We start from the raw sequence: 26,980 nt of genomic DNA, 5'->3' as shown, positions 1-26,980 counted from the left end.
TTGCCAAACTTTCAAAGCTTAAATTTGGTTCTCTAAAAAATTAATAAATTTGCATCCAAACCTCCTTTTGTGGTGGTTTTGGAAAATTACAGCACAAAATGAATAAACCCCTTTCTGCACAAGATACAAGAAGATATAGTTTAATGATCTGGAAATTATTGGTAGGTGGAATAGCCCTCTTTGCTATTTTCATCTCCATGATTGGTTTTGGCCTTTTTGGCGCTTTGCCTTCTTTCAGGGATATTGAACACCCAAAAAGCAACCAGGCATCAGAAATTATTGCCGAAGATGGTCGCCCGATTGGAACTTATTTTGTGCAAAACAGATCAAACGTTACGTATAAGGATATTTCTGAAAACGTAATTAATGGCTTAATCGCAACTGAAGATACCCGTTTCAAAGATCACTCAGGTATCGATTTCAAGCGTACTTTTAGCATTATCGGTTACAATTTAATTGGCAAAAAACAAGGTGCCAGTACCATTACCCAGCAGTTGGCCAAAAATCTTTTCCCCCGCGAATCGAATCTGAATTTCTTCTCACTGGTGCTCACCAAATTTAAAGAGTGGATTGTTGCCGTTAAACTCGAGCGCAACTATACCAAAGAAGAAATAATTACCATGTATTTAAATACGGTCGATTTTGGTAACCAGGCTTATGGTATTAAATCGGCTGCAAGGGTTTATTTTAACACTACGCCCGATAAATTAACCTTAACGCAGGCTGCTACTTTAGTGGGTATGCAAAAAGGGATTACCATGTACTCTCCTACCCGCCATCCTGAGCGTTCGCGAGATCGCAGAAATACGGTAATGGCCATGATGGTAAAATCTGACCTTTTAACCCAGCAGGAATTTGAAGAACAAAAAGATAAACCTTTAAACCTGCACTTCAACGCTGCAACCGTAAACGATGGTATTGCACCTTATTTCCGCACCGTGCTTAAAAACGATATCAAAACCATTTTCCAGGAACAATCTATTCTCAAACCTGATGGTACACCTTATGATTTAGATCGCGACGGACTTAAAATTTATACCACATTGAATTACGATATGCAGGTATATGCGGAGGAAGCGCAAAAAGAATACATGAAGATTTTGCAAGCACAGTTTATTGCCAGCTGGAAAGGCCGTAACCCTTTCAAAGATAAAGCATTGCAGATTGAACAGGGCATAAAGCGGTCAGACAGGTACAAATCTTTAAAACTGGAAGGAAAATCGGACGAAGAGATTACCCAGGATTTCAACACGAAAACAGAAATGACCATTTTTACCTGGAAGGGTAATATCGACACGGTTATGAAACCAATTGACTCGGTACGTTATTACAAAATGCTATTGCGTAATGCCATGATGACCATGGACCCAACCAACGGCCACGTTAAAGCCTGGGTAGGTGGTATCAATTACGAGCATTTTAAATACGATCAGGTTAAAATGGGTACCCGTCAGGTGGGTTCAACCGCTAAACCTTTTACTTACGCGGTAGCCATTGAAAATGGTTATTCTCCTTGTTACACTGTACCTAACGTTCCGGTAACTATAGAAGGTTATGGCGACCCATGGACACCAAGAAACTCAGGTAAACCTTTAGAAGGCAGCATAACCTTACAAAAGGCGCTTGCTTATTCGCAAAACTATGTTACGGCTTACTTAATGAAACAAGTTGGCCCGGTTGCGGTATCAACACTAGCTACTAAAATGGGTATCCCGAATGTTCCGGCATTTCCTTCAATTTGTTTGGGTACTTTCGATTCGTCTATTTACAACATGGTTGGTGCTTATGGCGCTTTCGCCAATAAAGGCACTTATACCAAACCCATTTACCTGTTAAGAATAGAGGATAAAAATGGGGTAGTGTTATTTTCTCAGAAAGAAATACCAAAGCCAATTATGAGCGAAGAGGTTGCCTATGTAATGACCAGAATGCTTAAAGGTGTTGTTGCTAACGGAACAGGATCGCGATTAAGTTATAAATATGGTGTAAATGCACCAATTGGTGCAAAAACCGGTACCACACAAAATAACTCTGATGGTTGGTTTATGGCCATTACCCCACAACTGGTAACCGGTATATGGACTGGCTGCGAGGACCGTGCTTTCCACTTTATCAGCACCAACCAGGGTGAAGGTGCGAATACGGCTTTACCTATTTTTGCCGGCTTTATTAAACGGGTATATGCCAACCCGGCGTTAAAGATTGGCCGGGCAGATTTTGAAGCACCAAAAAGCGGGGTATCGATTACCTACGATTGTAATCAATACCAGCAACAAGAGGAAGGTACAACAGAACTGGATAAGAAGTTAGGGTTTTAATACACTTGCGATTGCGTGAAGGATAGCAGTGAAAATCCTTTTGTTTTGCCTGAAGCGAAGCGGAGGGTAACAAAAGATTGTAACGGATAGCCTGACCCTTTGCGCAGCTTAGGGGCACGCCCAAATTCTTTTAAACAACATTAAATCATTATCCGTTTAGATAAGGATTTCCCTTTTTGAATCTTATTTTTGTAATTAATGAGCAGTTTCGACCATAAAACAGCATTAACCGCTATACCGCATAAACCGGGTGTGTACCAGTATTGGGATGCCGATGGCAAGTTAATGTACATTGGAAAGGCGAAAGACCTGCGCAACCGGGTGGGCTCTTATTTTAACAGCGATAAGAATCAGTTTAACGGCAAAACCAGGGTATTGGTTTCGAAGATCAGAAAAATTACCTTTACCATTGTTGATACCGAAATTGATGCCTGGTTGCTGGAAAACAGCTTAATTAAAAAGCACCAGCCCAAATTCAACATCAATCTAAAAGATGATAAAACCTATCCGTGGATTATTGTCAAAAATGAGCACTACCCCCGCATTTACTGGACCCGAAAGGTAATTAAAGACGGTTCGACCTATTTTGGTCCCTACGGTTCAATAGGTATGATGCATACAATATTGGACCTGATTAAGGAAACCTATGCTTTACGCACCTGCAATCTGCCATTAAACGATAAAAATATTGCTGAAGGGAAATTTAAAGTTTGCCTTGAATATCAGATTGGCAACTGCAAAGGACCTTGCCAGGCATACCAGACTGAAAACGATTACGATAAAAACATTGCAGAAATAAAGGAAATCCTCAATGGAAAGATCGGCAACGTAATCCGTGAGGTAAAATCGACGATAAAATCGGCTGCCGAAGATTTAAATTTCGAGCTGGCGCACCAATATGCCCGCAGATTAGAGGTTTTAGAGAAATACCAAAGCAAATCGACCGTAGTTAACAGTGCTATCACCAATGTAGATGTGGTAAGCATTGCATCAGACGAGCGCTATGCTTTTGTCAATTACCTGAAGGTAATGAACGGTACCATTATCCAGACCCAAACCATTGAGGTTAAAAAGCAACTGGATGAAAGCGACGACGAAATCATGACTCTCGCCATGCTTGATTTCAGAAGCAAGTTTAACAGCACTTCGAAAGAAATTATAGTTCCGTTTGAACCTTCGCTGGAAGATGAAAGCCTGCGTTTTACCGTACCTAAACTGGGCGAAAAGAAAAAGCTTTTAGAACTTTCGCAAAAGAATGTACTCTTCTTTAAAAAGGAAAAGTTAAACCAGTACGAAAAGCTAAACCCCGATTTACGTACCGACCGCATTTTAACCACCATGCAAAAGGACCTGCGTTTAACGCAGTTACCCAAGCATATCGAATGTTTCGATAACTCCAATTTTCAGGGAAAATATCCGGTTTCGGCAATTGTGGTATTTAAGGATGCCAAACCATCGAAAAAAGATTACAGGCACTTTAACGTTAAAACGGTAGAAGGGCCCAACGATTTTGCCACCATGGAGGAAGCCGTTTTCCGTCGTTACAGGCGCATGCTGGATGAAAACCAGACTTTGCCCCAACTCATCATCATTGATGGCGGTAAAGGCCAGCTTTCATCGGCTATGAAGAGTTTAAAACTACTGGGTATAGAAAAACGGGTAACAGTAATTGGTATTGCCAAACGTCTGGAAGAATTATTCTATCCGGGCGATTCATTTCCACTCTACCTGGATAAAAAATCGGAAACCTTAAAAGTAATCCAGCAACTGCGTGATGAAGCCCATAGATTTGGGATTACCTTCCACCGTAAAAAACGCGACCAGGGCACGCTCAAAACCGAACTGGAACAAATTGAAGGTATTGGCAAAACCACTGCCGATAAATTACTCACTCATTTTAAATCGGTAAAAAAGATTAAAGAAGCCACGGAGCAACAACTTGCAGAAGTACTAAACAAAAAACAGGTGCAAACCTTACTGGCTCACTTTAAAGAGACCTAAATTCAACACGTAAACCATAACAGACAAGCACGTAAAAAGATTAACACTAAATTAATCTGAACGGTGTAAAGCTTCAATATTTTCTCCATAATTTAGGGTTAGCAAACCTGCATCCCTGTTTATGAGTAACAACATCCTAACCACAATTACCAAACTTCTGGTAGGCGTAATGTATTTTAGCGAATCGGAGAGCCCTTTTAAAGTGGCTGACTGGGGCAAAATCCCTCCTGCCGCATTACAGCAAGAAATAGCATCCCGCTACCAATCTGCCCTATCTGATTTAAAACAAGTAGATCACACTGCCTTTTTTAACCACATTACCTCGAAGGTAGATGCTGCTGATACGCCAATGGTAGAAAATGCACGCAAAATAACGGAGCTACACAATTTCATCAGGCAAAATCTATCCAATATACAGGTTACACGTGTAGAAGGCAGTAGCAAGGTTCCAATAATTATTACTGGTTACCTACCTGATGGTAGCTGCTTAGCGATCGAAACTTTTGCTGTAGAGACTTAAAATTAATCCCATCCACTAAATAATTCCAAATTACACATGAAAGCATTAAAAAAATTAAGCTTAATGGCAATGCTATGCCTGGGCCTCGCTGCCTGTAAAAAAGAAAATCAGCTGACGCCCGAAACCAGCGTTTTTGAGCAAAAATTAAACACTAAAGCAGCTGTTGCTGGTACGCAGGCCGTTACAGCAGGTTTTCCAGAAACCTTTGAATCAGGAACCAAAGGAAGTTATGCTACGGCCTCGGTAACTTTAAGCAGCGGAAGCTGGAGCCTTAACGATGCGCTGATTGGAAACCTTGCTGCAGATGCCAAAAATGGCAGCCAATCGGTGCGGATCCGCAACACGGGTATTCTGAGTATGAATTTTGATGTAAACGGAGCCGACATAGTAACCATCGCTCACGCCAAATATGGCACCGATGCGAACAGTACCTGGCAACTCTGGTACTCTACTAATGGTGGTTCGAGCTGGCAACAATCGGGTAGCACCATTACCAGTAGTTCTACAAGCTTAACGACCGCTACCTTTAACACTGCTATTTCCGGAAATGTGCGTTTTCAGATCCGCAAAATCAGTGGTGGCACCGCCCGCATTAACATCGATGATTTCAGCATTTCTACTGGTGACGGAACAACTACCCCACCAACTACACCAGGAGATGACAGCCACCTTTTAATGGGTAATCCAAGCAATGCTGTTGCCAGTATTACTTATCCGGAAAATTACCTGATGGAGCGTACTTACTACAGCAGTTCTTACAGCAAAACCAGAGGTACACCAAATTGGGTAAGCTGGCATATTGGTTCGGCCGATTTAGGTTCTACGCCACGCCAGGATGATTTCAGATCAGACAGTACATTGCCTTCAGGCTGGTACCAGGTATCGAGCAGCAGCTACTCTGGTTCAGGTTTTGATCGTGGCCACAATTGCCCGTCGGCTGACAGAACCGCTTCTGTTGCCGCCAATTCTTCTACCTTCTTAATGAGCAATATGATGCCACAGGCACCCAACAATAACCAAGGACCATGGGCTGATCTTGAAAATTACACCCGCTCATTAGTAACCGCCGGCAACGAAGTTTATGTGATTTGTGGTTCTTACGGTTCGGGTGGTACCGGAAGTAATGGTGGCATTACCTATACCATTGATAATGGCCGTGTAAATGTTCCTTCTAATACCTGGAAAGTAATTGTTGTACTGCCTAATGGAAATAACGATTTAAGCCGTGTAACTTCATCTACCAGGGTAATTGCGGTAAACTTGCCCAATACAAATGGTTTAAATACCAACTGGAAAACTTACCGCACCACAGTTAATGCAGTAGAATCTGCAACAGGTTACGATATTTTATCTAATGTACCGGTAGCAGTACAAAATGTAATTGAGGCCGTTACGGATAACCAGTAATAGGTTTAATTTACCAAGAAGAGCGGTAACCTATGTGGGTTATCGCTCTTCTTGTTATAGGCCAGGTTGGTAAATTATTGATGATTCAGGTCTAATCATGAGATGCTGAAATAAATCCGATAGCTATCGGATCAGCAAGACGGCAAGGGGAAAGAACAGGTGACGATAAGAAAAAAGGCTCCGATTTTCATCGGAGCCTTTTGTATGCTTAGTATTCCCAAAGACCTTGTTCGTAATCCAGAACAGATTTTTTAATCCTTTCAGATTCGTAAAGTCTTTCTCTTGGATCAGTAATGATATCTCTGATTTTGTTATCACCAGGATTCGATTCTTTAACAATGTAGCTGCTAAATAAACGACGGATAAAGAAATCGTCGAAACTTAAGTTAGAAGCATCGTTATTGGTGTTAATTAAACGTTTTTTGGTTAAAAGCTCTCTTGCTTCTGTGTAATATACCCAGAATACAGGCTGCCATTGTTTAGAAACCTCATTAAATTTTAAAGGTGCTATACCTACAATACGTGGTTCGAAAATAGAACGCTTGGTATCAAAAATCCAGTCTTCTTTGATTCTGAATTTTAAAAACAAATCCGGGTTAAAATCATTCACTACAGTGGTAACCGTACCTGTTTTATTGTTCGAAACCTCAGCTGTTCCTAAAGCCGATTTTGCGGCTGAATCAGGCGTCATTGGATTATTAAACGCATCATCCTCATTCAAAGCACTATCAATTGGCGAATAAGCGGTTAATTCGCCGGTTTTAATGGCAGATACCAATACATCAATTAATCTTGATTTTGGCGATCTTAAAGGTGAGTTAACCGTATCACGCAAATCAATTTCTCTCCAGATCCGTTTTGCGTAAAACACATCTTCTTCCCTCACATCAGCCAAAGGCACCATTTCGGTACTGTCAATATCCTTACGGGCATAGAAACCATCTTTTGGTGGTACCTTAAGTTTTTTCTTCACTGTTTTAACCGGAGCTTTCACCGTATCTACTACAGGAGCAGCCGCAACAGGTGCAGGCTTTTTGGGTGCTAACTTAGTCGGCTTTTTCTGTGCAAAAGCAAAGGCAGTTAACAACACTAAAACAGCAATACTTAAAATCCTTTTCATCTTCTTCTTATTTAACACTAAATGCTAATGAAGGTAAAATCTTCTGACGGCCATCGGGACCTATAGAAACAATATCTTCAAAAAATACTCTTGTACCAGGAGTAACCGAATTAATAGCACCTTTTACGGCACCAGCAAAACTGCCACCACTAGCGGCAATTGTAACCGCATCCGAACGTGGTTTAATAATGGTTACTTTATAACGCTGTATCTTAAACTTAACATCGAAAGGGAAATCATCCAAATCGGCTTCAATTTCGGTTTCGCTTTTTAACTGTACTGAGGCCACATCGCCACCAGCACGGCCACCAACTTTAGCAACAGGGGTTGGAATACCTTTAACCCTGAATTTTTGTGAGCCTAAGCTCACTGTTTTGCCAGCGTTGTTAGCTGATACATTAACAGACACCTCTGAACCCACAAGGCTACCTGGTACATTTACATTATAATTTCCGTTGCTACCAGACATTGATCCACCAGAAATAGAGGCTTTAATACTCTCTAATGGAAAACCTGCTGCCGAAACCGTAAATGGATTCGGGATACCTGCATAAATTACATTCAATTTGGTTGATGCAACCGATGCAGATGGTTTTGCCACCTGATAAGATTGTGGTTGTGTTTTGTATTCTTTTACGGTACCATCGGTTTGACGAACGCGAATGGTTCCTACCCAAGTAAACTGACCAACACTACCTGTTCCGCCGGTATAAGTTCCTTTACCATCTTTGATCGAAAGTTTATTTCCGTTTACCGTAATATCAGGAGTTGATCTCGAATCGCTTGCAGTTAAAAATACTTCGGCAGTATAAGGTTGACCTTGAATTACGTAAGAAGTAGGCGCTACTGCAACTGCTGCGAACTGATCAAGGTTTACCTGTGCTTTATCCATGTTACCGAATAACTTTTTCACCACTTCTGCTTCAGCATTTTTAGTATCTGCCTGCAATTTGGTTAAAACTGTCATTGCAGCGGTTAGTGGCGTACCTTCACCGAAATAAGTTTCCTGCCAGTTGCCTTTTCTTTTTCTTTCAGGATCTTTAGCTTCCAAAGAGAAAGCAACACTAGCTCTGTCTGCAGGATCTAATAAAGAGATTAATTTTTCGCGGGTAGCATTAATCTTTGCCTTTAATTTGTCTCCTTCTTTTTGGTTGATCATGATATGCTGTGCAATATCAAGATTATCTCTATTTACAAGATCACCAGTTTCCGGATTAAGTCCGTCACCTTGTTTGGTAAATTCTTTCTTAAGGCTTTCTATATAATTATCTAATTCGTCAGCAGCCACTCTTGCTTGCCTTGCTTTTTCATAAATAGGTTGTGCACGAGCTGGTTCCTCTTTTAGTTTCGAATTTTCGAAAGCAGCAAATAACTGATTAATGCTTGTATTCACATTATTTTTAGAGGTATCCAAACTATCATTGATATTTTTGAATGCATCTAAAACAGTATCTGATACGTTTAAGGCGAGCATGGCCAACAATACCAAATACATGATATTGATCATCCGCTGCCTTGTTGTTTCTTTTCCGCCTGCCATGTTTGATGTAGCTTTTCTTTAAAAATTAAAAACTAAACAAATTATACACGTGGGCTGTTCATAGCCGATAACATATTGCCATAAATTGCATTAAGTGATGATAAGTTTTTAGCCAACTTGTTCACCTCTTCTTTAAACTGTTTCGAATCTTCCATCGATTCGTTAAAGTTCTGCATGGTTAATGATAGGTTTGAATAGAATTTATTCATCGATTTTAAATGCGCGCTCGAATCCTGTAATTCCAGTTCGTAAACAGCATTTAATGCCGATAAGTTTTTAGCCAGGTTGTTTACCTGATCGTGGTACGCTTGTGAATCAACATTGCTTTCGCCCATTGCTTTCAAATTCGCAGTAGCTTTTTCGAAAGAGGCACTTAAGCTATCAAATCCGGCTGATGCCGTTTTAACTTTACCTGTAAACTCATTAGTAGCAGTAGAAGCATCTGCAACATTTGAAATGGTTGCTACTTTATCACCAAACGTACGTAAACCTGTACCTAAGCTTTCAATCAATTCAGGACCAATTTTAGCATCTGATAACATTTTATCTAAAGCAGCAGTGTTCGATGATCCTACTGCGGCTACCGGTCTTGCAGAAGCTTTTGGTAATTCGCCAGCAAAATCGGCTCTTAATTCCGGATAAACTCTTTCCCATGCTGGTTCTGGTTCTGGTGGAAAAAAACCGGTCAAAGCAAACAGAATTGCTTCAACACCTAATCCAATTCCAATTGCATAGCTCCCGAAAATCCCACCAACGTGTAGAATTTTACATAACGCTCCAATAATTACAATACTAGCTCCAAATGAAATTGCCGGATTCAACCAGCCTGGTTGTTTTTTTGCTGCCATAAAATTTTGATGTTTTTCTTTAGTTTTTAGTTTGTTTGGTTTAACGTCTTAAATCGGTACCTGGATAAGATGAAACGCATCTGAAACCAATGTACGACCGTTGGGTATCCTGATATTCGTAAGTTGCTACAGCATTTTGTAAAAAGTAACCTGTATCTTTCCACGAACCGCCTTTTACTACTTTACGCTTTTTGTATTTGCTGTCTGCAGCACCTGCATCGTAAGTAAAGTTAGGGTTCAAATCGTGCAATAACGGACTAGCACCTTTATTGTAAGCAGTTATGGTCCATTCTGCTACGTTTCCGGCCATGTTGTATAAGCCATAATCGTTAGGAAAATAAGATCTCACGCCAACTGTATAAATACCACCATCGCTCGAGTAATCGCCGCGACCTGGTTTAAAGTTAGCTTGTAAACATCCTTTTGTATTTCTGATGTACGGGCCTCCCCAAGGGTATTTGGTTTTGGTATTGCCACCTCTCGCTGCATATTCGAACTCCGTTTCTGCTGGTAAACGGTAATCAGAACGCGATCCTACTGGTAATTTACGTGCTGTAGCTACGCCATCATACAATTTGGTTCTCCAGTGAGAGAAAGCTTTTGCCTGCTCCCAGCTTACGCCAACTACCGGATAATCATCATAAGAAGGGTGATTGTAATAACCGCGAACCATTGGATCGTTCTGAGAATAAGAATAGTCTGTTTTCCAAACCATGGTATCAGGATAAATGGCAACTGTATAACGGTCTATATAATCCTGACGTTTGCTGTTTGGATCTTTGTGACCCAGGGCCGCTTTCTCCATATTTAACTCGGCGTAGGTATACTCAAACTTACGCACATCAAATTCTTTCTTGCCTGGAAGGGCATCTAAGCCCGAATAATACATGCCATCCAGCTGACTGGCCTGTGCACCTGCACCACCTCTGCCCTTGTTACGCCAGATATTTGCCCCATTTGGACCAACCTTTTTCCAGTCGATAAATTTATCGCCACCAACAGCCGCAGCTGCATTTCCTTTGGGTGTCATCATAAACTGTTGTGGGTTACCCATCATGGCAATGGCAATAGAATCGCGCACCCAGTTGGTAAACTGACGATATTCTGCATTAGAGATTTCGGTCTGATCCATGAAGAATGCACTAATGGTTACCATTCTGCTTGGCCCATTCTGAGAGAATGTAATATCCTCGTCAGATCCTCCAAGTGGCGTATGCCCTGGTGGAATATATACCATTCCTAACGGAATCCTATCGTTTTTAAATTTCCGGTTATATGCACCAACCAGTTCGCCTTGGCCTCCATGGCCACAACTTGCTAACATTAATGATATACCTACAATAGTTAGAAGGTAAATTTTCTTCATATTTTTTATAGTGTGCAAAGCACGATAAGGGAGCAATTTTATCAAAAATCACTGAAATTATCAACAAAAACAAATATTTTACATTAAATCATTACGCGAAAGCAATTAAAGTTAGATTAACTGCTTACTCCCTCCTAACACTTTGCCCATAAAAAATGTGTAACTCTCTTAATAACAGCAAAGTTACGCATTTATTGTGTTGACTTAAAATAAATTAATAAATGTATTATTTATTAGATATTTTGATATAGTTCTCTATGGCCATGGTCATAGATGGCACACCTGGAGTTGGTGCAGCAATATCTACAATAAGATCCATATCGGTACAAGCTTTACTGGTATTGGTACCGAAGGCTGCAATCCGGGTATTATTTTGTTTAAAATCGGGGAAATTTTTAAATAACGATTGAATACTTGATGGACTGAAAAAGGCAATCACATCATAAAACACTTCTGCAAGATCGGATAAATCGCTCACTACGGTCCTGAATAAAACAGCAGGAGTAAAGTTATAGCCACTTTTTTCCAGAAACTTCATGGTATCTTCAGTGGCTACATCAGAACAAGGGTATAAAAACTTCTCATTCGCATGCTTTTTAAGCACTTCAGCCAAATCAGCTGCAGTTTGTTTGCCAAAAAAGATTTTGCGTTTTCTGTACTGGATATACTTCTGAAGATATAGTGCAATGGTTTCAGACAGACAGAAATATTTTAGTTCTGCCGGTACTTCGTAACGCATTTCTTCACAGATCCTGAAAAAATGATCAGCTGCATTACGGCTGGTAAAAATTACCGCAGTAAAATCGGCCAGGTTCACTTTATCCTTCCTGAAGTCTCTGGCAGGTACGCCTTCAACATGGATGAATGACCTAAAATCGACTTTCAGGTTGTGCTTTTTAGCCAAATCGTAATAAGGAGATTTTTCAGTTTCAGGTTTTGGTAAAGTAACCAAAATACTTTTTACTTTGCGGATTCTAGAGTCGTTCTTTTCTTGCATTTTCCTTTTTCCTGCTACAGCCCTATCGTTTTAATTAGTATTAGGATAGGACATATTTCGAGGGCGCAAAAGTACAAAATTAAATGCATTCTAGAAAACTTATTATTAGAAAGTATCGTTATACCCGCCCTTAATAACTGAAATGCAAAAATGATGCCTAACAACAAGAATGCCAACACAATATATACTTCGCCGTATTTAAGCGGAGTAAGCGCAAATGCAATAACAAGCGGGATAAAAAGCAGCGACGCATTGAAATAACTGAGGTATAATATAGAGATGTATTCGCCCACAGGTTTCTGTACATTAAACAGATAGCCCAGAAAACGCAGAATCACCAATTTGAGTGCATAAAAAACAATAATGGTAATGGATATGCTAAAGAAAAATTTAAAACCATCTTTGGCCTGGTACATATCATTCCACTGGGCTACCAGAAAAAAGAACATCCCGAATACGAAGCCAAATTGCACAAAAAGCAGCAAAAACGGCCAGGAACTAAACAGGTTATCTTCCTTATTGATGTTATTTAAAATCCGGTTGCTAAAAAACGATTGCACAATAGCCGACAGCTGCTTGGAAAATGCGTTTTTTAATACTGCAAAAATAATGAGCATGCCGAAAATAAAACCCAGCAAACCTACATTACCCTTCGGTATTTTGGTGCCTAACTGATACGGATTTTCCTTTTTCTTAAACTGCTGGTATTTTTTTTGCCAGGCCAGTAAATCCAGCTTCGGAAAAAGATATTCTTTTTCGATGGTATCAGTCAGGGCATTTTTATTGATCTGGCTATCAGCCAAAACCCAGGTATGGCGCATAACAGAATCGGTTACAAAACGCTGCCTGGCCAATGTAGCCGAATCGGGCCGGTATCTCCTGTACTGAATCTGATTTACAACAGTGCTATCTGTTTGTACAGGAATTTGCTGCCCTGCTACAAAATTTGCAGCACATAAAAACGCAAACAAAATGAAAATAAACTTCGGCATGCTGTAAATCAAATCTTAAGGTTGCAAAAGTAATTGAATAATCATGGTTTACCTAAAAAAATGGATTGAGCGTTTTAATAAATTTATTATGACCTTGCAAATAAAAGGAGTGCAGAGTAATCGCCCTGATCTGCCAATTTAAGTGCACGAAGATAAGTGACCCTGCTGTTACTTTTCTTTGAAAGATTTGCAGCACCCCAGGTAAATACGGGCACACCAAAAATCCTTTCAATAATAATATCAGCCATTAAACGGCTATGTCTTCCGTTTCCATTTGAAAAACAATGAATACTTACCAGTCTATGTTTGAAACGAATCGCTATTTCATCTGGAGAAAAAGTATTATTTTTAGTCCAAAACACAGCGTCTTCCAGTAATTTCTTTAACTCAAGAGCAATTTGCCATCGGTCTACTCCGATATTTTTATTGGTTTTCCGAAAATCACCAGCCCATGACCACACACTTTTATACATTTGTTTATGCACTAATTTTATAAATGTTTGTGTAAACAATTTATCTAATTTAAACCGTGTAGTAAGTGTCCATTTTATCGCCTCTTCGATATTTTGCTGCTCAAATTCATCAAGCTCTTCTCTTATCGTCACAGTAGAGATAAGCAAACCTTCTTTTTCTTCTTCATCCAAAGGAGTTTGCCCATCTATATAAATTAAATCTAATCCCATAAAATTTTAGGCATTTCATTTTTAATCTCCTGTGTTCTTTCCTGTATCGCTTTCTCTATTCTTTCTTTAGAATTCACCTGATCTTCTAATTCCATGGTGTTTGATGTGCGAAGGACAATTTTTTTAGCCAGTTCATTGGCTTTTTTCTCCACCATGGCCTCCAATGATCCATCTTTTGGAACAAAACCATATACAAGTTCCATATCTAAAACGCGACCTAACTCCCGTAAGGATTTAAGTGTAATTGAACCCTCTTTCTCCCTTCTTTCAATATCCGATACCGCTTGTTTGCTTATAGATAACCTATTTGCTAATTGTTCCATTGACATACCTAACGTATTTCGAATAGCTTTAATCCACCCATTTGATGGAATTACTATCTTACTCAATACTGAAAACTTCAAAAGTTTAGCATTCAGCTGCTGAAGCATTAATGATTTTTTCTCCATAAGTAAAGTAATAACTTGTCTAAAACAACACAAATATAAAGCTATAACTTGATAAAAACAACAAAAAGTAAAGCAATAACTTGACTAAATGATTTACAACCTAAATGGGCAAACATCGATATTTCGCTATCAAAGTTATTATGACACTAAAGCAAAACTAACTTCATTATCTTTGCAGCAATGTCTGGTATCTATATCCATATTCCTTTCTGTAAAAAGGCCTGTCACTACTGCGATTTTCATTTCAGTACATCGCTAAAATATGCCGGTGAAATGGTTGAGGCCATTTGCAAGGAAATTAAAATGAAGAAAGATCGCATCTCCGGACAGGTTGGGAGTATTTATCTTGGTGGAGGTACCCCTTCCATCCTACCGCAAGCAGCCCTCCAAAAGATTTTCGACACCATTAACCATACTTTTTCGGTCGATGCTGATGCAGAAATTACTATCGAAACCAATCCCGATGATTTAACCGCACAGAAGTTAAAAGAATTGAAACAATTACCGGTTAACCGCTTTAGCGTGGGCATACAGTCTTTTTTCGATGAAGACCTGATCTGGATGAACCGTGCGCACAAAGCCATGGAAGCCGAAGATTGCATCAGGAGGAGTCAGGATGCAGGATTTGAAAACCTTACACTCGATTTGATTTACGGTTACCCGCTCTTAACCGATCAGAAGTGGATGAGCAACATCCAAAAAGCAATTTCGCTGGAGGTTCCACATATTTCGGCCTACGCCTTAACTGTTGAACCCCGAACCGCACTGGCGCACGCCATTAAAGCTAAAAAACAAACACCGGTAAGCGATAACCAAAGTGCTGCCCAATTTGTAATTTTGATGGATAAGCTGGTTAAAGCCGGATTTGAGCATTACGAAATTTCAAACTTTGCCAAACCCGTCCATTATGCGGTGCACAATACCAATTACTGGAGAGGTGTCGATTACATTGGCATTGGCCCATCGGCTCATGGTTTTGACGGCTTAAACCGCTACATGAACCCGGCAAACAATGCCTTGTTTATAGAAACACTGGCAGCTAACAAACTGCCCGAAATTATAGAAGAACTTAGCCTGAACGATAGGTTTAACGAATATATGATGATCTCGTTACGAACTATGTGGGGAACAGATCTTGAAAAAATAAATGCTGATTTTGGAAAAGATTTTTTAGAAGAAACCCAATACAACCTTAAAAATTTCGAGGGTAAAGATTGGCTGGAACACGAAGGAACTAAAATCCGGTTAACTGAAACAGGAAAGCTCTTTGCCGACCACATTGCTTCGGAATTATTTATAGTAGAAAATTAAGTAAGCGTGGCCGGAAACCATTCTTTCAATCAATAATTTAAAAAAATGTCAAAAATTGTATGGATTACAGGCGCATCATCCGGTATTGGCGAGGCCCTGGTTTACGAATATTTTAAAGCGGGTAACAAACTGATTATTTCGGGAAGAAACCGCGATGAATTGTTCCGTGTAAAAGGAAACTGCCAAAATTCGTTTAATGTGCACGTGTTGCCTTTCGATTTAAGCGAAACCCAAACACTGGAAAGTAAAGCCACAGATGCCATCCGCATTTTCGGGAAAATCGACCTGCTCATCAATAGCGGAGGGGTAAGCCAACGCGGACTGGCACTGGAAACTACCTTACAAACCGAGCAGCAAATCATGAATACCAATTTTTGGGGTACAGTGCAGCTCAGCAAAGCCGTTTTACCTTCAATGATTGCCAATGGCGGCGGCCAAATTGTGGTGATTAGCAGTCTGGTAGGAAAATTTGGCACCAAACTGCGTTCAGCCTATTCGGCTTCAAAACACGCTTTACATGGCTATTTCGATTCGCTACGTTCGGAAGTGTATGAACAAAATATTGATATTACCATTATTTGCCCGGGCTTTATCAAAACCAATGTAACCTACAATGCGTTAACGGGCGATGGGAGTACGCTGAATATTATGGGCGATGCACATGAAAAAGCCATGACTGCCGAAGCATGTGCCAAACAAATTGTGCAGGCGGTAAACAGTAAAAAAGAAGAAGCTTACATTGGCGGTAAAGAAACAAAAGCGATATGGTTAAAACGTTTCTTCCCCCGCGTTTTCGCTAAAAAAATAAAAACAGCAAAAGTGATTTAAAAAAATATTTAACCCATAGGTAACTTTTAGCCTTTTATTGAAAACCACAACAGTTTCTTTATCGTATATACAGGCATTAACACGAAAGATATCCTTGTTAAAAAAATTTACACTGTTCCGTGTGATTACTAAATTAACGTTCTTGCGTAATTGTAAGAGCGTTTTTTTTATTTAAGTACGCGTACTTTCTGACTTTTTTCGATTAATTGTCAGTTCTTTTTCATGTTTTGGGTTTTGTAATGCTTACTGTTTTTTAACTATTTAATTTTGCTTCATTAATCCTTATTTAACATGAAATTCAATTTATCTCCGATAGATGTAGTTGAAGACATTTCTAAATCAGATTTCGAGCAACATTACCTAAAGCCCAGAAAGCCATTGGTAATAAAAAATATGGCCCGGAAATGGCCAGCTTACGAGAAGTGGACAATGGATTATATGAAAAACGTTGTTGGCGATAAAACAGTTCCACTTTACGATAGTTCCAAAGCAGACCCATCGAAACCTATAAATGCCTCGGCTGCCGAAATGAAATTTGGCGATTACATAGACCTGATTAAGGAAACGCCAACCGATTTACGTATCTTTTTATTCGACCCGATTAAGTTTGCCCCTAAATTGCTCGAAGATTACATTGCCCCCAAAGATTTAATGGGTGGTTTTTTAGACAGCTACCCCAATATGTTTTTTGGCGGAAAGGGCTCCGTAACCTTTTTACATTACGACATCGACCTGGCACATATTTTTCATACGCATTTTAACGGTCGCAAACATGTTATCCTGTTCGATTACAAATGGAAAGAGCGCCTGTACCAGATTCCCTACGCCACATACGCCCTGGAAGATTACGATGTAGAAAACCCTGATTTCGAACAGTTTCCGGCTTTACAAGGTGTGCAAGGGGTAGAAGCATTTCTCGAACATGGCGATACCTTATTTATGCCAACCGGTTACTGGCACTGGATGAAATATCTGGATGGCTCTTTCTCCATTAGCCTGAGGGCCTGGGATAAAAGCTGGCTGGTAAAAGCGAAAAGTTTGTATAACTTAACCCTGCAACGTAAATTTGACGACTTTATGAAAGCCAACTACCGCGAAAAATACATGAAGTGGAAAGAAGCACTTGCCATTAAAAAAGCCATTAAGGCCCTTGAAAAGAATTTACCCAAATAACTGAGGATAGAATGTTAAAGTTTTGAATGATTGATTACAGTTTTAACCTCCCATAATCCAATTATCCGATCTTAAATCATTTAAAACTCATTCATCCCACACCACCAATCATACATGCATCCGAACATTATTAAAATTCAGGAAAAAATTGAGCCTTTAAGGCAAGAAATTATTAACCACCCGGTATACACTGCCATTAGCGAAATCAACGACCTGCGCATTTTTATGGAGCACCATATTTTTGCCGTTTGGGATTTCATGTCGCTGCTTAAGTCTTTGCAAATTAACTTAACCTGCACCACCCTGCCCTGGTTTCCGGTAGGCGATCCGGTTACCCGGCAACTGATAAATGAAATTGTGGCGGGCGAAGAATCGGATGTAGATGCTAAGGGCAACATTAAAAGCCATTTTGAGCTTTATTTAGATGCCATGGAACAATGTGGTGCCAATACTGCCCCGATAAACACGTTTATAAATGCATTACAAAACGGCAAAAGTTTTGATGAAGCTTTCGAAATTGCTGAAGTACCAGCTGCAGCAAAAGATTTTGTAAACGCAACATTCGAAACCATTAACAGTGGCAAAACACATTTGCAGGCGGCAAGTTTTACCTTTGGTCGCGAAGACCTGATTCCGAACATGTTCTTTAGCATGGTTAACGATTTAAACAGTACTCAGCCCGATCAGGTTTCTGTTTTTAAATACTATCTGGAGCGCCATATTGAGGTTGATGGCGATCACCACAGCCATTTAGCACTATCCATGACAGAGAAACTATGCCAGCAGGACGAAGCTTTTTGGGCTGCAGCCGAAGAAACTGCTAAACACGCCTTGCAGAAAAGAATAGACCTCTGGAATGCTGCCCATACCGAAATCGTAAAACAAAGTATAGTTGCATAGTTATTAAATTGTTAACTATTTACTAATTTAGATTACGTGATTTTAGTCACATTTAATGGTGAACACCGATTTTATAAAATAAAATTTACACATTTGTTGTTCGGCACAAATAACCGATTTTAAGCGCATGAGTTTCATTTTAAAACCAGTTGATATCGTAGAGAGCATCACTCCCGAAGATTTTAAGAAAAATTATCTGAAAACTAAACGTCCGTTAGTAATCAGGGGCCTTACTAAAGACTGGCCTGCAAGAGAAAAATGGACGACTGAATATTTAAAAGAAATTGGTGGTGATCTGGAAGTTCCGCTTTACGATAATTCTAAAGCTGATCCATCGAAACCGATAAATGCAGCTACCGCACACATGAAATTTGGCGATTACCTTGATTTAATCAAGCGTGAACCAACAGAATTGAGGATTTTCTTCTTCAATTTGTTTAAAAAAGTGCCTAGCTTAATTAACGATATTAAAATCCCAAAAGATTTAATGGGTGGCTTTATTGAAAGCATGCCTGCTATGTTTTTTGGCGGCTCGAACTCGGTAACTTTCCTGCACTACGACATCGACTTACCGCATATTTTCCACACTCATTTTGGTGGCAGAAAGCACATCATTTTATTCGATTATAAGTGGAAAGACAGGTTATATTGCTTGCCTAATGCAACTTACGCTTTAGAAGATTATGATGTAGCCAACCCTGATTTCAAAAAATTTCCTGCTTTAAATGGTGTTGAAGGATATGAAGTTTTCTTAGAGCATGGCGATACTTTATTTATGCCAACCGGTATGTGGCACTGGATGAAGTATGTAGATGGTTCGTTCTCGTTAAGTTTACGTGCCTGGGATCAATCGATTAGCCGCAAAGTAGCCAGTGTTTGGAGTTTATTTACACACGGCGCAATTGACAGCTTGATTAAAATGACCTTCAAAGAAAAGTATGCACATTGGAGAGAGAAAAAGGCTGTAAAAATTGCTGAAAGGGCACTAGCCAAAGGCAGACCATAAAGTACTGAAAATTAAAATACAGCGGGGCATCCATTACGGTAGCCCCGTTTTTGTTATTATTGCGTTCAAAATTATCAATTTAAAATACCCGATGGAAAACAACATACTTACCGAAAAACAAAAAATGCTGGCTGGCAAAGCCTATCAGGCAGGCGATGCAGAATTAGCAAAAGAAAGATTAAAGGCCCGCGAAATTGTTTTCGAATTTAACAACCTTGCCCCAAAATTTATCAAACAACGCAAAGAACTGCTAAAAAGGTTATTTGGTAAAACAGAAAAGATGTTTTATGTAGAACCACCTTTCCGTTGCGATTACGGCTATAACATTGAAATTGGCGATAACTTTTACGCCAACTTTAACCTGGTTATTTTAGATTGTGCCAAAGTAAGTATTGGCAATAATGTTTTTATTGCGCCAAACGTTGCCATTTATACCGCAGGACACCCTATACATGCACACCTGCGCGATCAGGAGTATGAATGGGCACAAGAAATAACCATTGGCAACAGTGTGTGGATTGGCGGCAATGTAGTAGTTAATCCAGGTGTAAAAATTGGATCGAATGTGGTAATTGGCTCAGGGAGTGTAGTAACACGCGATATACCCGATAACGTTTTTGCAGCTGGCAATCCCTGTAGGGTCATCCGCCAGCTAACTGATGCGGATAAGGATTTTTATTATAAAGATTTTAAACTGGAAGCATAATTTATACATCGTCCGCGTTTGCAACGCGGATGAGTGAGAAGGGCGATTGTATCGCCTGTTAATGCCACGAACCGCATTTAAAATGCGGGGCTCAATAATCCTCGTTACAAACGAGGACTATAACTTACTATCGTGCGCGTTTGCAACGCGGATGAGCGAGAAAGGCGATTTTATCGCCTTTTTTTATTTCCCTTACTTTGCTTCTGCCCTTAACTGCTATGATCAGCGACAACCTTCCACTCGCCTTTTATTTTTTTAATGAGTAAGGTAAAATAACCTTTCAGCTCATCTTTTTCGCGCTTTACATTCCAGCTCCCCAAAACAAAAGCCAGGTTAGGATTCAGAAAATCGACTTTTTTAATGCCGAATACCAGAAAGCCCATGGCCGATTTATCCGGATAACCTTTTTTATAATTATCGAGCGTTTTCTGCCAGCCGTAAGTCGGTCCGTTTTTTCCCACAAAGAGTAAACTATCTGATTTTTCGTAGCCTTGCATAAAAGCTTCTACATCGCCTTTGTTCCAATCGGTACGCTGTTTTTCTAATAAATCAAGTATGGCTTGTTTATCTTTCGCGTTTTGGGCAAAGCTTCCGGCAGAGATTAACAATAGTACGGCAAGCAGAATTTTTTTCATGATTAAGGTAATTGAGGTTAAACTTAAAGGTAGCAAACAAATTATTTTGTTCCATCACTAAAAATTGTTTATTTACGCTTTTATATCATCTATCATGCAAAATAAAGTAATTACAATTGGCGAAATACTCTGGGATGTTTTTCCGGAGGGGAAGAAAGCCGGCGGCTCGAGTATGAATGTTGCACTTAACCTGCATAAACAAAATATAACAAGCAGCTTTATTAGTGCGGTTGGCAACGACGGCAATGGTCAGGAATTATTGGATTTTTTAAGCAGCAACCATTTTGCCACAGACCTGATTCAGGTACACACCGAATTACCAACCAGTACGGTAGTGGTACAGCTCGATGCCAATCACCAGGCCACTTATACCATTAAACAGCCTGTTGCCTGGGATGATATTGAACTTACCGACCAGAATACCGAAGCGGTTAAACAGGCAGATGCATTGGTATACTGCAGCTTAACCTGCCGTGATGCGCGTTCTAAAAAAACCATTATCAGCTTACTTGAAAATGCGAAAACAAAGATTTTTGATATAAACCTAAGAAGTCCTTTTTATGAAAAGAACTTAATCAGCGATCTTTTGAACTATGCCGATATCCTAAAAATAAATGAAGACGAAATTGTTTGGGTAAAAGATACTTTCGGTCTAACGGGTAATACCGACGAACAGCTGCTTAAACAACTGGCCAATCAGTTTAACATTGGTATTATTTGCTTAACGCTGGGCGATAAAGGTGCCTGCGTTTTAAAAGAAGGAAAACTGTTTAAACACCCCGGTTATAAAGTACAGGTTGCCGATACAGTTGGTGCTGGCGATGCTTTTCTGGCTACATTTATTGCCTGTTACCTGCAAGGTTACCCCATGGAAACCACTTTGGATAACGCCTGCAAAGTGGGTGCTTTTGTGGCTTCGCAGGTTGGGGCCAATCCTGATTACAACAAAAAGATTTACCACATGGCGCTTTAAGTTTTTTAAGACCTTATAGGTTTTTGAAACCTATAAGGTCTGCTTAAACGGTGGGTTTTGCGTTAGGGATTTCTATGGCATAATCAAGGAAAGAGTATAGTTTTTTTCATAAGGGCTATTTCTTTTGATCACGGCTAAAGCCAAAGCAAGTAGTTTGTTCCTTACGGCATTAATAACGGACATTTTATGTTTTCCTTCGCTAACTTTTCTCTTGAAATAATCCTTAAAAGCGGTTATAGATCTGATAGCATTCCAAGCTGAAAGATTAAGTAATACTTTGAGTTTCATGTCACCCATTTTTGAGACTTTAGTCCTGCCTTTAATAGAGCTACCTGAACTATAAGGGAATGGAGCAAGGCCCGCATAGCAACTTAACTTTCGGCTTTCTGTTAGCCTGGTAAAACCGTTCGTCACGATGATCAAAGCCATTGCTGTTTGTTTACCAATGCCTGGTACTGTTTTAAGCAGATTATATTGATGACAGGTTATTTCATTTTGTTCCAGTAGTTTTTCCATCTTTAGCTCGATAGTTTGTATGGCCTGTTTTAAAGCTAATAATGGCTTTTTGAAAAGCGGGTCGTCCTTGTCTTCCTGAATAAGCTGTGAATGTGCTTTTACCAGCAAGCTTCTTTTCACCTGAAGATCTTTAATGTCCTGAAGAGACTTATCAGCAGGCTTCCAAAAAACAGCCTTATCTGCGAACCGATGTGCGTATTGAGCGATTCTAATAGCATCCCATTTGTCTGTTTTTCCTCTGACAAGTCCTTGGCTTCTTTTGATTTGAATCGGTAATTCTACCCATACTTTCGCCTTCTCAAGAATCGATGCATTAAGAAAAGTATGACCATACTTGCCAGTGTGCTCCATACAGAATAAGTGTTCAGACACATCGACACTTAAATACTTCTTTAGTGCCTTAAAAAAACATCTAATGTCTTTTATATTGTTGTTGATCTTTGTTTGATAAACAAGCCCGTTAGTAGGACTGAATACTGCAATATCCAACCATAGTTTAGACACATCGATACCTGTAAAAAATGAAAACTGTTCCATAATGTTTAATTTTGAGTTGTTAGAAAGTATCGCAGTTATGCTTACAGCTTATATCCATAATAATAGGCCCTCAATGCCTGAATTTCTATTTAAGCCCGAAGCATAGCAAAGTCAAAGGACCGTATCCCTAAATAGGTCTTCACACCTAGGATTGCAGTTGGATCACCTCTGAATTGCGATATCTTTAAATATAAAACAAACCTAATGGATTGTAAGGGTTTAGTGCCGGTTTTTAACTGGTGCCGGAGCGCAGCGCAGCCCTGAAAAGCCCGACCCTTTCCCGATTTTTCATCGGGAAGGGGAACGCCCAAATGAGTTAGCAGTTAGCAATTAACAGTTACCGGTTGGCAGTTTGCAGTTAGCAATTTCTACTCTTCTTTCGCCTTGCCTTTCTTTCGCGATTTTACAGCCTGCGTAAGTAAAAACTCAATTTGCCCGTTGGTGCTCCTGAATTCATCGGCAGCCCAGGTTTCTACTTCTTTTAATAAAGCAGGACTAATTCTTAATACAAACGCTTTTTTATCTTTCTCCGCCATCTTTATTGTATTGCCTGTATTTTGTACCTGGTTTTTAAATTGATGAGGAACATTTCCATTTCATCGATTTTGTTCGAACTGAACAGCAATTTTTTACCGTTTTTAAATTCCAGCTGCAAGCCTCTGTTTTTATCGTTTAAGATATAAGCTTTGTCTTTAAATTTAAACCAAAGGCGGGTTTTAACACCATAACCGCCATATTCGGAAAATGCATCGTACTTTCTGATATAAGCCTTTTCAATACTCGTCCATTGGTAAACGCTGGGTTTGAAATGAAAGGGGAAATAGCGGAACGAAATGCCTTCGGTATTAATTTTTAAGGTTAGCTGGTTTTGCTGGATTAAAAAAATAATTAAAAAAGGGAGTAAAATGGCAAAAGCAGGGGCGTAGTACATTTTTTTAAATTGATGCAGCGCTTCGCCATCTTTTTGAAAGATCAGGATGAGTAAAGTGGGCAGCACGGTTATTGCGGTTACCAGGTATAGCCACCAGATCTTTAAGCCTTGTTTCTCCTCAAATTCCATTATCCTAATTATATAAGGTACCGGTGTTTACTACGGGTTGCACATGGCGGTCGCCACAAAGTACCACGAGCAGGTTGCTCACCATTGCCGCTTTGCGTTCTTCATCAAGCTCAACAATGCCTTTTTGCGATAATTTTTCTAAAGCCATTTCTACCATACCTACCGCGCCTTCTACAATAAGTTTACGCGCCGCAATTACTGCTGTAGCCTGCTGGCGTTGTAACATGGCACTGGCAATTTCGGGTGCATAGGCCAGGTGCGAAATGCGGGCTTCCAACACTTCAATACCTGCTCTTGATAAACGCTCGTTCAATTCGTTCTCTAAAAATTCGCTCACTTTTTCGGCGCCATCTTTTAAGGTAATGGTGTTTTCTTCGCCCTCTGCATGGTCATAAGGAAAAATGTTGGCCAAATGCCTCACTGCGGCCTCGCTTTGGATATTTACATATTGCATGTAATTCTCTACCGAGAAAATGGCTTTTGCGGTTTCATTTACTTTCCAAACCACTACAGCAGCAATTTCGATCGGGTTGCCCAGCTTATCGTTTACTTTTAATTGTTGCCCGTTTAGGTTGTTGGCGCGTAAAGAAACCTTTCTTTTGCTGGTTAAGGGGTTAACCCAAAAAAAGCCGTCGGTTTTTACCGTACCTACGTATTTACCAAAGAGGGTTAATACTTTCGATTCGTTGGGGTTGTTGATAATCAATCCCGGTAAAACCAGAAAGAAATTAAAGGCCAGGATACACCCTCCCCAGATAAAACTTTCGGTAACAAAACAGAAAATTGCTGCACCTAAAAGCGCTACAAATAAGGCGAATGTTAAATAGCCTGATGGCGGGTTAATGATTTTTTCTTGATACATGATTGATATTAATTTGATATCATAAAGTAAAATATAAAATCCGGTAATTGCAAACAAAATCTGTAAAATGTATATTGAGATAAAAATGTTAATTTTGAACATACTATAATTACACCGTTTTGGCCAAAATCAAGAGAAATTCACACAAAATCCTTTACCGTAAATATTCATCAAACCTTAAATATGCGATGATGATATTTACTGTTTTTATCATTACGCTATTCCTGCCGAAGCAACCCCGATTCAGGTATGAGTTTGAAAAAAATGCAGTCTGGAAAAATAAAGACCTGATTTCGCCTTTCAGTTTTGCCATTTTAAAAACCAGCCCGCAGGTAAGTGCCGATAAAAAGAATGCTTTAAAGGATATTTTGCCGGTGTATCAGTTTGATAAGGAGATTACGGCGAATGAACTTGATGAGTTTTCGAACGAGTTTGATATCAAGTGGAAATCGAAACAGCTGGATGAGAAGGGCAGGGAGGTTTATAAAAGTGCAGCTTATAAACTGTTGCAATCTATTTACACAAAAGGGATTATTGGCTTAAATGTAAAACACCAGGCCGGCAAGAAGAATTACGATTTTTCGCTTGTAGAAAATAATGTAGCCCAGGAGCGCAATACGCAGGATGTTTTTACTGCAGAAACTGCGCTGAACTTTTTTAAAGCTAATTTTAAAGCACCCAATCCGGTAATGGGCGATTTGGTAGCTAATCTGGCCATTGATCATATTACACCTAATATTGTATTTGACGAGCGTTTAACCAAGACGATACAGGATAATACCATCAGCAATATTTCTACCACTAAAGGGATGGTGCAGAAAGGCGAGCTGATTGTGGCTAAAAATGATGTAATAGACGAAGAAATTTACCAGAAACTCGAATCGTATAAGGCCACTTACGATGCGCAAACCAAAACGATAGGGAGCAGGGCGCTGGTTTATTTAGGCCAGGTGGTACTGGTTGGCTTTATCCTTACCATATTAATGTCGTTCCTGTTTCTGTTTCGTAAAGATATTTTTGCCGATAACCGGCAGTTGTCGTTAATCCTGATTGTGACCACAGGGATGTTGTTGGCGCTTACCTGGGCCATTAAAATAGAAATACCGAGTCTTTATTATATACCATTTTGCGTGGTGCCGATTATTATCCGCATTCTGTTCGATACGCGTTTGGCGCTTTACCTGCACATGCTGGTGATTTTAATTGCAGGTTTTTTTGTGGCCAATAGTTTCGAATTTGTGTTTTACCAGGTTACGGCCGGTATGGTGGCTATTTTCAGTATTAAAAACTTTGTTAAACGCGAGCGGTTTTTGGTTTCGGCTTTATTTATTTTGCTGGCCTACTTTGTGGCCTTTGTAGGTATTGCTTTGCTGCGCGAGGGCTCATTCCGCGAAATTGAATGGATTAATTTTATTCCTTTTGTATTTAGCGTGTTATTGTCGCTGCTGGCTTATCCTTTAATTTACCTGTTTGAGCGTATTTTTGGTATCACATCTGATGTGGCGCTGATTGAGCTGACCAATACGAATAATAAACTGCTTAGGGAGCTTGCTTTTAAGGCGCCTGGAACCTTTCAGCACTCGCTGCAGGTGGCTAACCTGGCCGAGGCTGCCATATTTAAAATAGGTGGTAACTCTGTATTGGTGAGAGCAGGTGCGCTGTATCATGATATTGGTAAAGTAGACAACCCGCAATATTTTATCGAGAACCAGAATACGGCCGTGAGTCCGCACGATAAACTGCCTTACGAGCAAAGTGCACAGATCATCATTCAGCACGTACACAAGGGAATTGAAATTTTAAGGAGGAACCAGATTCCGGAAGCGATTATCGATTTTATCAGAACGCACCACGGAAATACCCGGGTCGATTATTTTTATCAGTCGTTTTTGAAAAATTCGCCGGAAAAATTCGTCGACGAAAACATTTTTCGCTACCCCGGACCGATACCTTTTAGCAAAGAAACTGGTGTGTTAATGTTGGCAGATTCGGTCGAAGCTGCCTCAAGAAGTCTGAAAAATCCGGATGCGCAGAACATAAATGACCTGGTTGAACGGATAATTAACTACAAATTGGAGCAAAATCAGCTTGATGATTGCGATTTAACGTTAAAAGATATTGAAACTATCAAATTGATATTCAAGACGATGCTGATGAGTATCTATCATGTGCGCATAGATTATCAACAATTATCATAATTTTTTTTTGCAGAATAACTTGTTTTACTATATT

Annotated in this window: 25 protein-coding genes; 12 read left to right on the top strand and 13 right to left on the bottom strand. The window is 39.7% G+C overall.

The annotated features are described in order from the left end of the window. The first annotated feature begins 98 nt into the window (after nt 1–98). From OC25_RS02630 to OC25_RS02615, 4 genes are all read left to right on the top strand, one after another. Nucleotides 99–2,318, top strand: a complete 2,220-nt coding sequence (locus OC25_RS02630; protein ID WP_039471366.1) for a transglycosylase domain-containing protein — start codon at nt 99–101, stop codon at nt 2,316–2,318. 198 nt (nt 2,319–2,516) lie between these two features. After that, complete coding sequence (gene uvrC, locus OC25_RS02625) at nt 2,517–4,319, top strand: excinuclease ABC subunit UvrC (protein ID WP_039471363.1); 1,803 nt, start codon at nt 2,517–2,519, stop codon at nt 4,317–4,319. 121 nt (nt 4,320–4,440) lie between these two features. Next, nucleotides 4,441–4,839, top strand: coding sequence for a nuclease A inhibitor family protein (locus OC25_RS02620; RefSeq protein ID WP_039471362.1), 399 nt, complete (start codon nt 4,441–4,443; stop codon nt 4,837–4,839). Between the two features lie 36 nt (nt 4,840–4,875). Further along, entirely contained in the window at nt 4,876–6,246 is a 1,371-nt protein-coding gene (locus OC25_RS02615; RefSeq protein ID WP_039471359.1) for a DNA/RNA non-specific endonuclease, read from the top strand. Between the two features lie 208 nt (nt 6,247–6,454). On the opposite strand, the gene porN is transcribed toward OC25_RS02615, so the two are convergent. The 8 genes from porN to OC25_RS02575 form a co-directional block, all read right to left on the bottom strand. Then, nucleotides 6,455–7,366, bottom strand: a complete 912-nt coding sequence (gene porN / locus OC25_RS02610; protein WP_039471357.1) for a type IX secretion system ring subunit PorN/GldN — start codon at nt 7,364–7,366, stop codon at nt 6,455–6,457. Between the two features lie 7 nt (nt 7,367–7,373). Next, entirely contained in the window at nt 7,374–8,906 is a 1,533-nt protein-coding gene (gene porM / locus OC25_RS02605) for a type IX secretion system motor protein PorM/GldM (protein WP_039471355.1), read from the bottom strand. A gap of 41 nt (nt 8,907–8,947) precedes the next feature. Further along, nucleotides 8,948–9,754 (bottom strand): type IX secretion system motor protein PorL/GldL, encoded by an 807-nt coding sequence (gene porL, locus OC25_RS02600; RefSeq protein WP_039471353.1) that lies wholly within the window; start codon nt 9,752–9,754, stop codon nt 8,948–8,950. A gap of 40 nt (nt 9,755–9,794) precedes the next feature. Then, nucleotides 9,795–11,120: a T9SS ring complex lipoprotein PorK/GldK gene (porK, locus tag OC25_RS02595; protein ID WP_039471350.1), complete on the bottom strand. Its 1,326-nt coding sequence runs from the start codon at nt 11,118–11,120 to the stop codon at nt 9,795–9,797. Between the two features lie 226 nt (nt 11,121–11,346). After that, nucleotides 11,347–12,117 carry a uroporphyrinogen-III synthase gene (locus OC25_RS02590; RefSeq protein WP_039471348.1) on the bottom strand — a complete coding sequence of 257 codons (771 nt, stop codon included), beginning with the start codon at nt 12,115–12,117 and terminating at the stop codon, nt 11,347–11,349. Between the two features lie 14 nt (nt 12,118–12,131). Next, the gene (locus tag OC25_RS02585; RefSeq protein WP_039471347.1) at nt 12,132–13,109 is read right to left on the bottom strand and encodes a DUF4271 domain-containing protein; all 978 of its coding nucleotides are present in this window, start codon (nt 13,107–13,109) and stop codon (nt 12,132–12,134) included. An 86-nt stretch (nt 13,110–13,195) separates the two neighbouring features. Beyond that, entirely contained in the window at nt 13,196–13,792 is a 597-nt protein-coding gene (locus OC25_RS02580; protein ID WP_039471345.1) for a mobile mystery protein B, read from the bottom strand. Then, the gene (locus tag OC25_RS02575) at nt 13,783–14,241 is read right to left on the bottom strand and encodes a mobile mystery protein A (protein ID WP_039471343.1); all 459 of its coding nucleotides are present in this window, start codon (nt 14,239–14,241) and stop codon (nt 13,783–13,785) included. The genes OC25_RS02580 and OC25_RS02575 overlap by 10 nt, the downstream gene beginning before the upstream one ends. Before the next feature lie 180 nt (nt 14,242–14,421). On the opposite strand from OC25_RS02575, the gene hemW reads away from it, so the two are divergent. The 6 genes from hemW (at nt 14,422) to OC25_RS02545 (ending at nt 20,165) form a co-directional block, all read left to right on the top strand. Then, on the top strand, nt 14,422–15,552 hold the full coding sequence (gene hemW, locus OC25_RS02570) for a radical SAM family heme chaperone HemW (protein WP_039471340.1): 1,131 nt from the start codon (nt 14,422–14,424) through the stop codon (nt 15,550–15,552). 45 nt (nt 15,553–15,597) lie between these two features. Then, nucleotides 15,598–16,380 (top strand): SDR family oxidoreductase, encoded by a 783-nt coding sequence (locus tag OC25_RS02565; protein ID WP_039471338.1) that lies wholly within the window; start codon nt 15,598–15,600, stop codon nt 16,378–16,380. A 291-nt stretch (nt 16,381–16,671) separates the two neighbouring features. Then, the gene (locus tag OC25_RS02560; protein ID WP_039471336.1) at nt 16,672–17,553 is read left to right on the top strand and encodes a cupin-like domain-containing protein; all 882 of its coding nucleotides are present in this window, start codon (nt 16,672–16,674) and stop codon (nt 17,551–17,553) included. A 114-nt stretch (nt 17,554–17,667) separates the two neighbouring features. Then, a complete protein-coding gene (locus tag OC25_RS02555) occupies nt 17,668–18,453 on the top strand; it encodes a DUF3050 domain-containing protein (RefSeq protein ID WP_039471333.1) in 786 nt (261 codons plus the stop codon). 127 nt (nt 18,454–18,580) lie between these two features. Next, nucleotides 18,581–19,459: a cupin-like domain-containing protein gene (locus OC25_RS02550; protein ID WP_039471330.1), complete on the top strand. Its 879-nt coding sequence runs from the start codon at nt 18,581–18,583 to the stop codon at nt 19,457–19,459. Between the two features lie 91 nt (nt 19,460–19,550). Further along, nucleotides 19,551–20,165, top strand: a complete 615-nt coding sequence (locus OC25_RS02545; RefSeq protein ID WP_209435554.1) for a sugar O-acetyltransferase — start codon at nt 19,551–19,553, stop codon at nt 20,163–20,165. Between the two features lie 209 nt (nt 20,166–20,374). On the opposite strand, the gene OC25_RS02540 is transcribed toward OC25_RS02545, so the two are convergent. Further along, complete coding sequence (locus OC25_RS02540; RefSeq protein ID WP_039471328.1) at nt 20,375–20,800, bottom strand: YybH family protein; 426 nt, start codon at nt 20,798–20,800, stop codon at nt 20,375–20,377. Between the two features lie 94 nt (nt 20,801–20,894). Between OC25_RS02540 and OC25_RS02535 the strand changes: the two genes are divergently transcribed. Further along, nucleotides 20,895–21,773, top strand: a complete 879-nt coding sequence (locus OC25_RS02535) for a carbohydrate kinase family protein (protein ID WP_039471325.1) — start codon at nt 20,895–20,897, stop codon at nt 21,771–21,773. A 72-nt stretch (nt 21,774–21,845) separates the two neighbouring features. On the opposite strand, the gene OC25_RS02530 is transcribed toward OC25_RS02535, so the two are convergent. From OC25_RS02530 to OC25_RS02520, 4 genes are all read right to left on the bottom strand, one after another. Then, nucleotides 21,846–22,826 carry an IS110 family transposase gene (locus OC25_RS02530; RefSeq protein ID WP_052265907.1) on the bottom strand — a complete coding sequence of 327 codons (981 nt, stop codon included), beginning with the start codon at nt 22,824–22,826 and terminating at the stop codon, nt 21,846–21,848. Between the two features lie 368 nt (nt 22,827–23,194). Continuing rightward, nucleotides 23,195–23,362 carry a type II toxin-antitoxin system antitoxin gene (locus OC25_RS27260; RefSeq protein WP_082018483.1) on the bottom strand — a complete coding sequence of 56 codons (168 nt, stop codon included), beginning with the start codon at nt 23,360–23,362 and terminating at the stop codon, nt 23,195–23,197. Between the two features lie 2 nt (nt 23,363–23,364). Beyond that, a complete protein-coding gene (locus tag OC25_RS26655) occupies nt 23,365–23,886 on the bottom strand; it encodes a hypothetical protein (RefSeq protein ID WP_052265906.1) in 522 nt (173 codons plus the stop codon). Nucleotides 23,887–23,890: 4 nt separating this feature from the next. Continuing rightward, the gene (locus tag OC25_RS02520; protein ID WP_039471684.1) at nt 23,891–24,748 is read right to left on the bottom strand and encodes an SPFH domain-containing protein; all 858 of its coding nucleotides are present in this window, start codon (nt 24,746–24,748) and stop codon (nt 23,891–23,893) included. A 191-nt stretch (nt 24,749–24,939) separates the two neighbouring features. Here OC25_RS02520 and OC25_RS02515 point away from each other — a divergent pair, with 191 nt between their 5' ends. Then, a complete protein-coding gene (locus OC25_RS02515; protein ID WP_156131383.1) occupies nt 24,940–26,946 on the top strand; it encodes an HD family phosphohydrolase in 2,007 nt (668 codons plus the stop codon). Nucleotides 26,947–26,980 lie beyond the last annotated feature (34 nt).

The organism is Pedobacter kyungheensis (assembly GCF_000812965.1).
Lineage (GTDB): Bacteria > Bacteroidota > Bacteroidia > Sphingobacteriales > Sphingobacteriaceae > Pedobacter > Pedobacter kyungheensis.
Note: the sequence above shows the minus strand (reverse complement) of the source record. Positions and strands in the feature narration are given on the sequence as shown.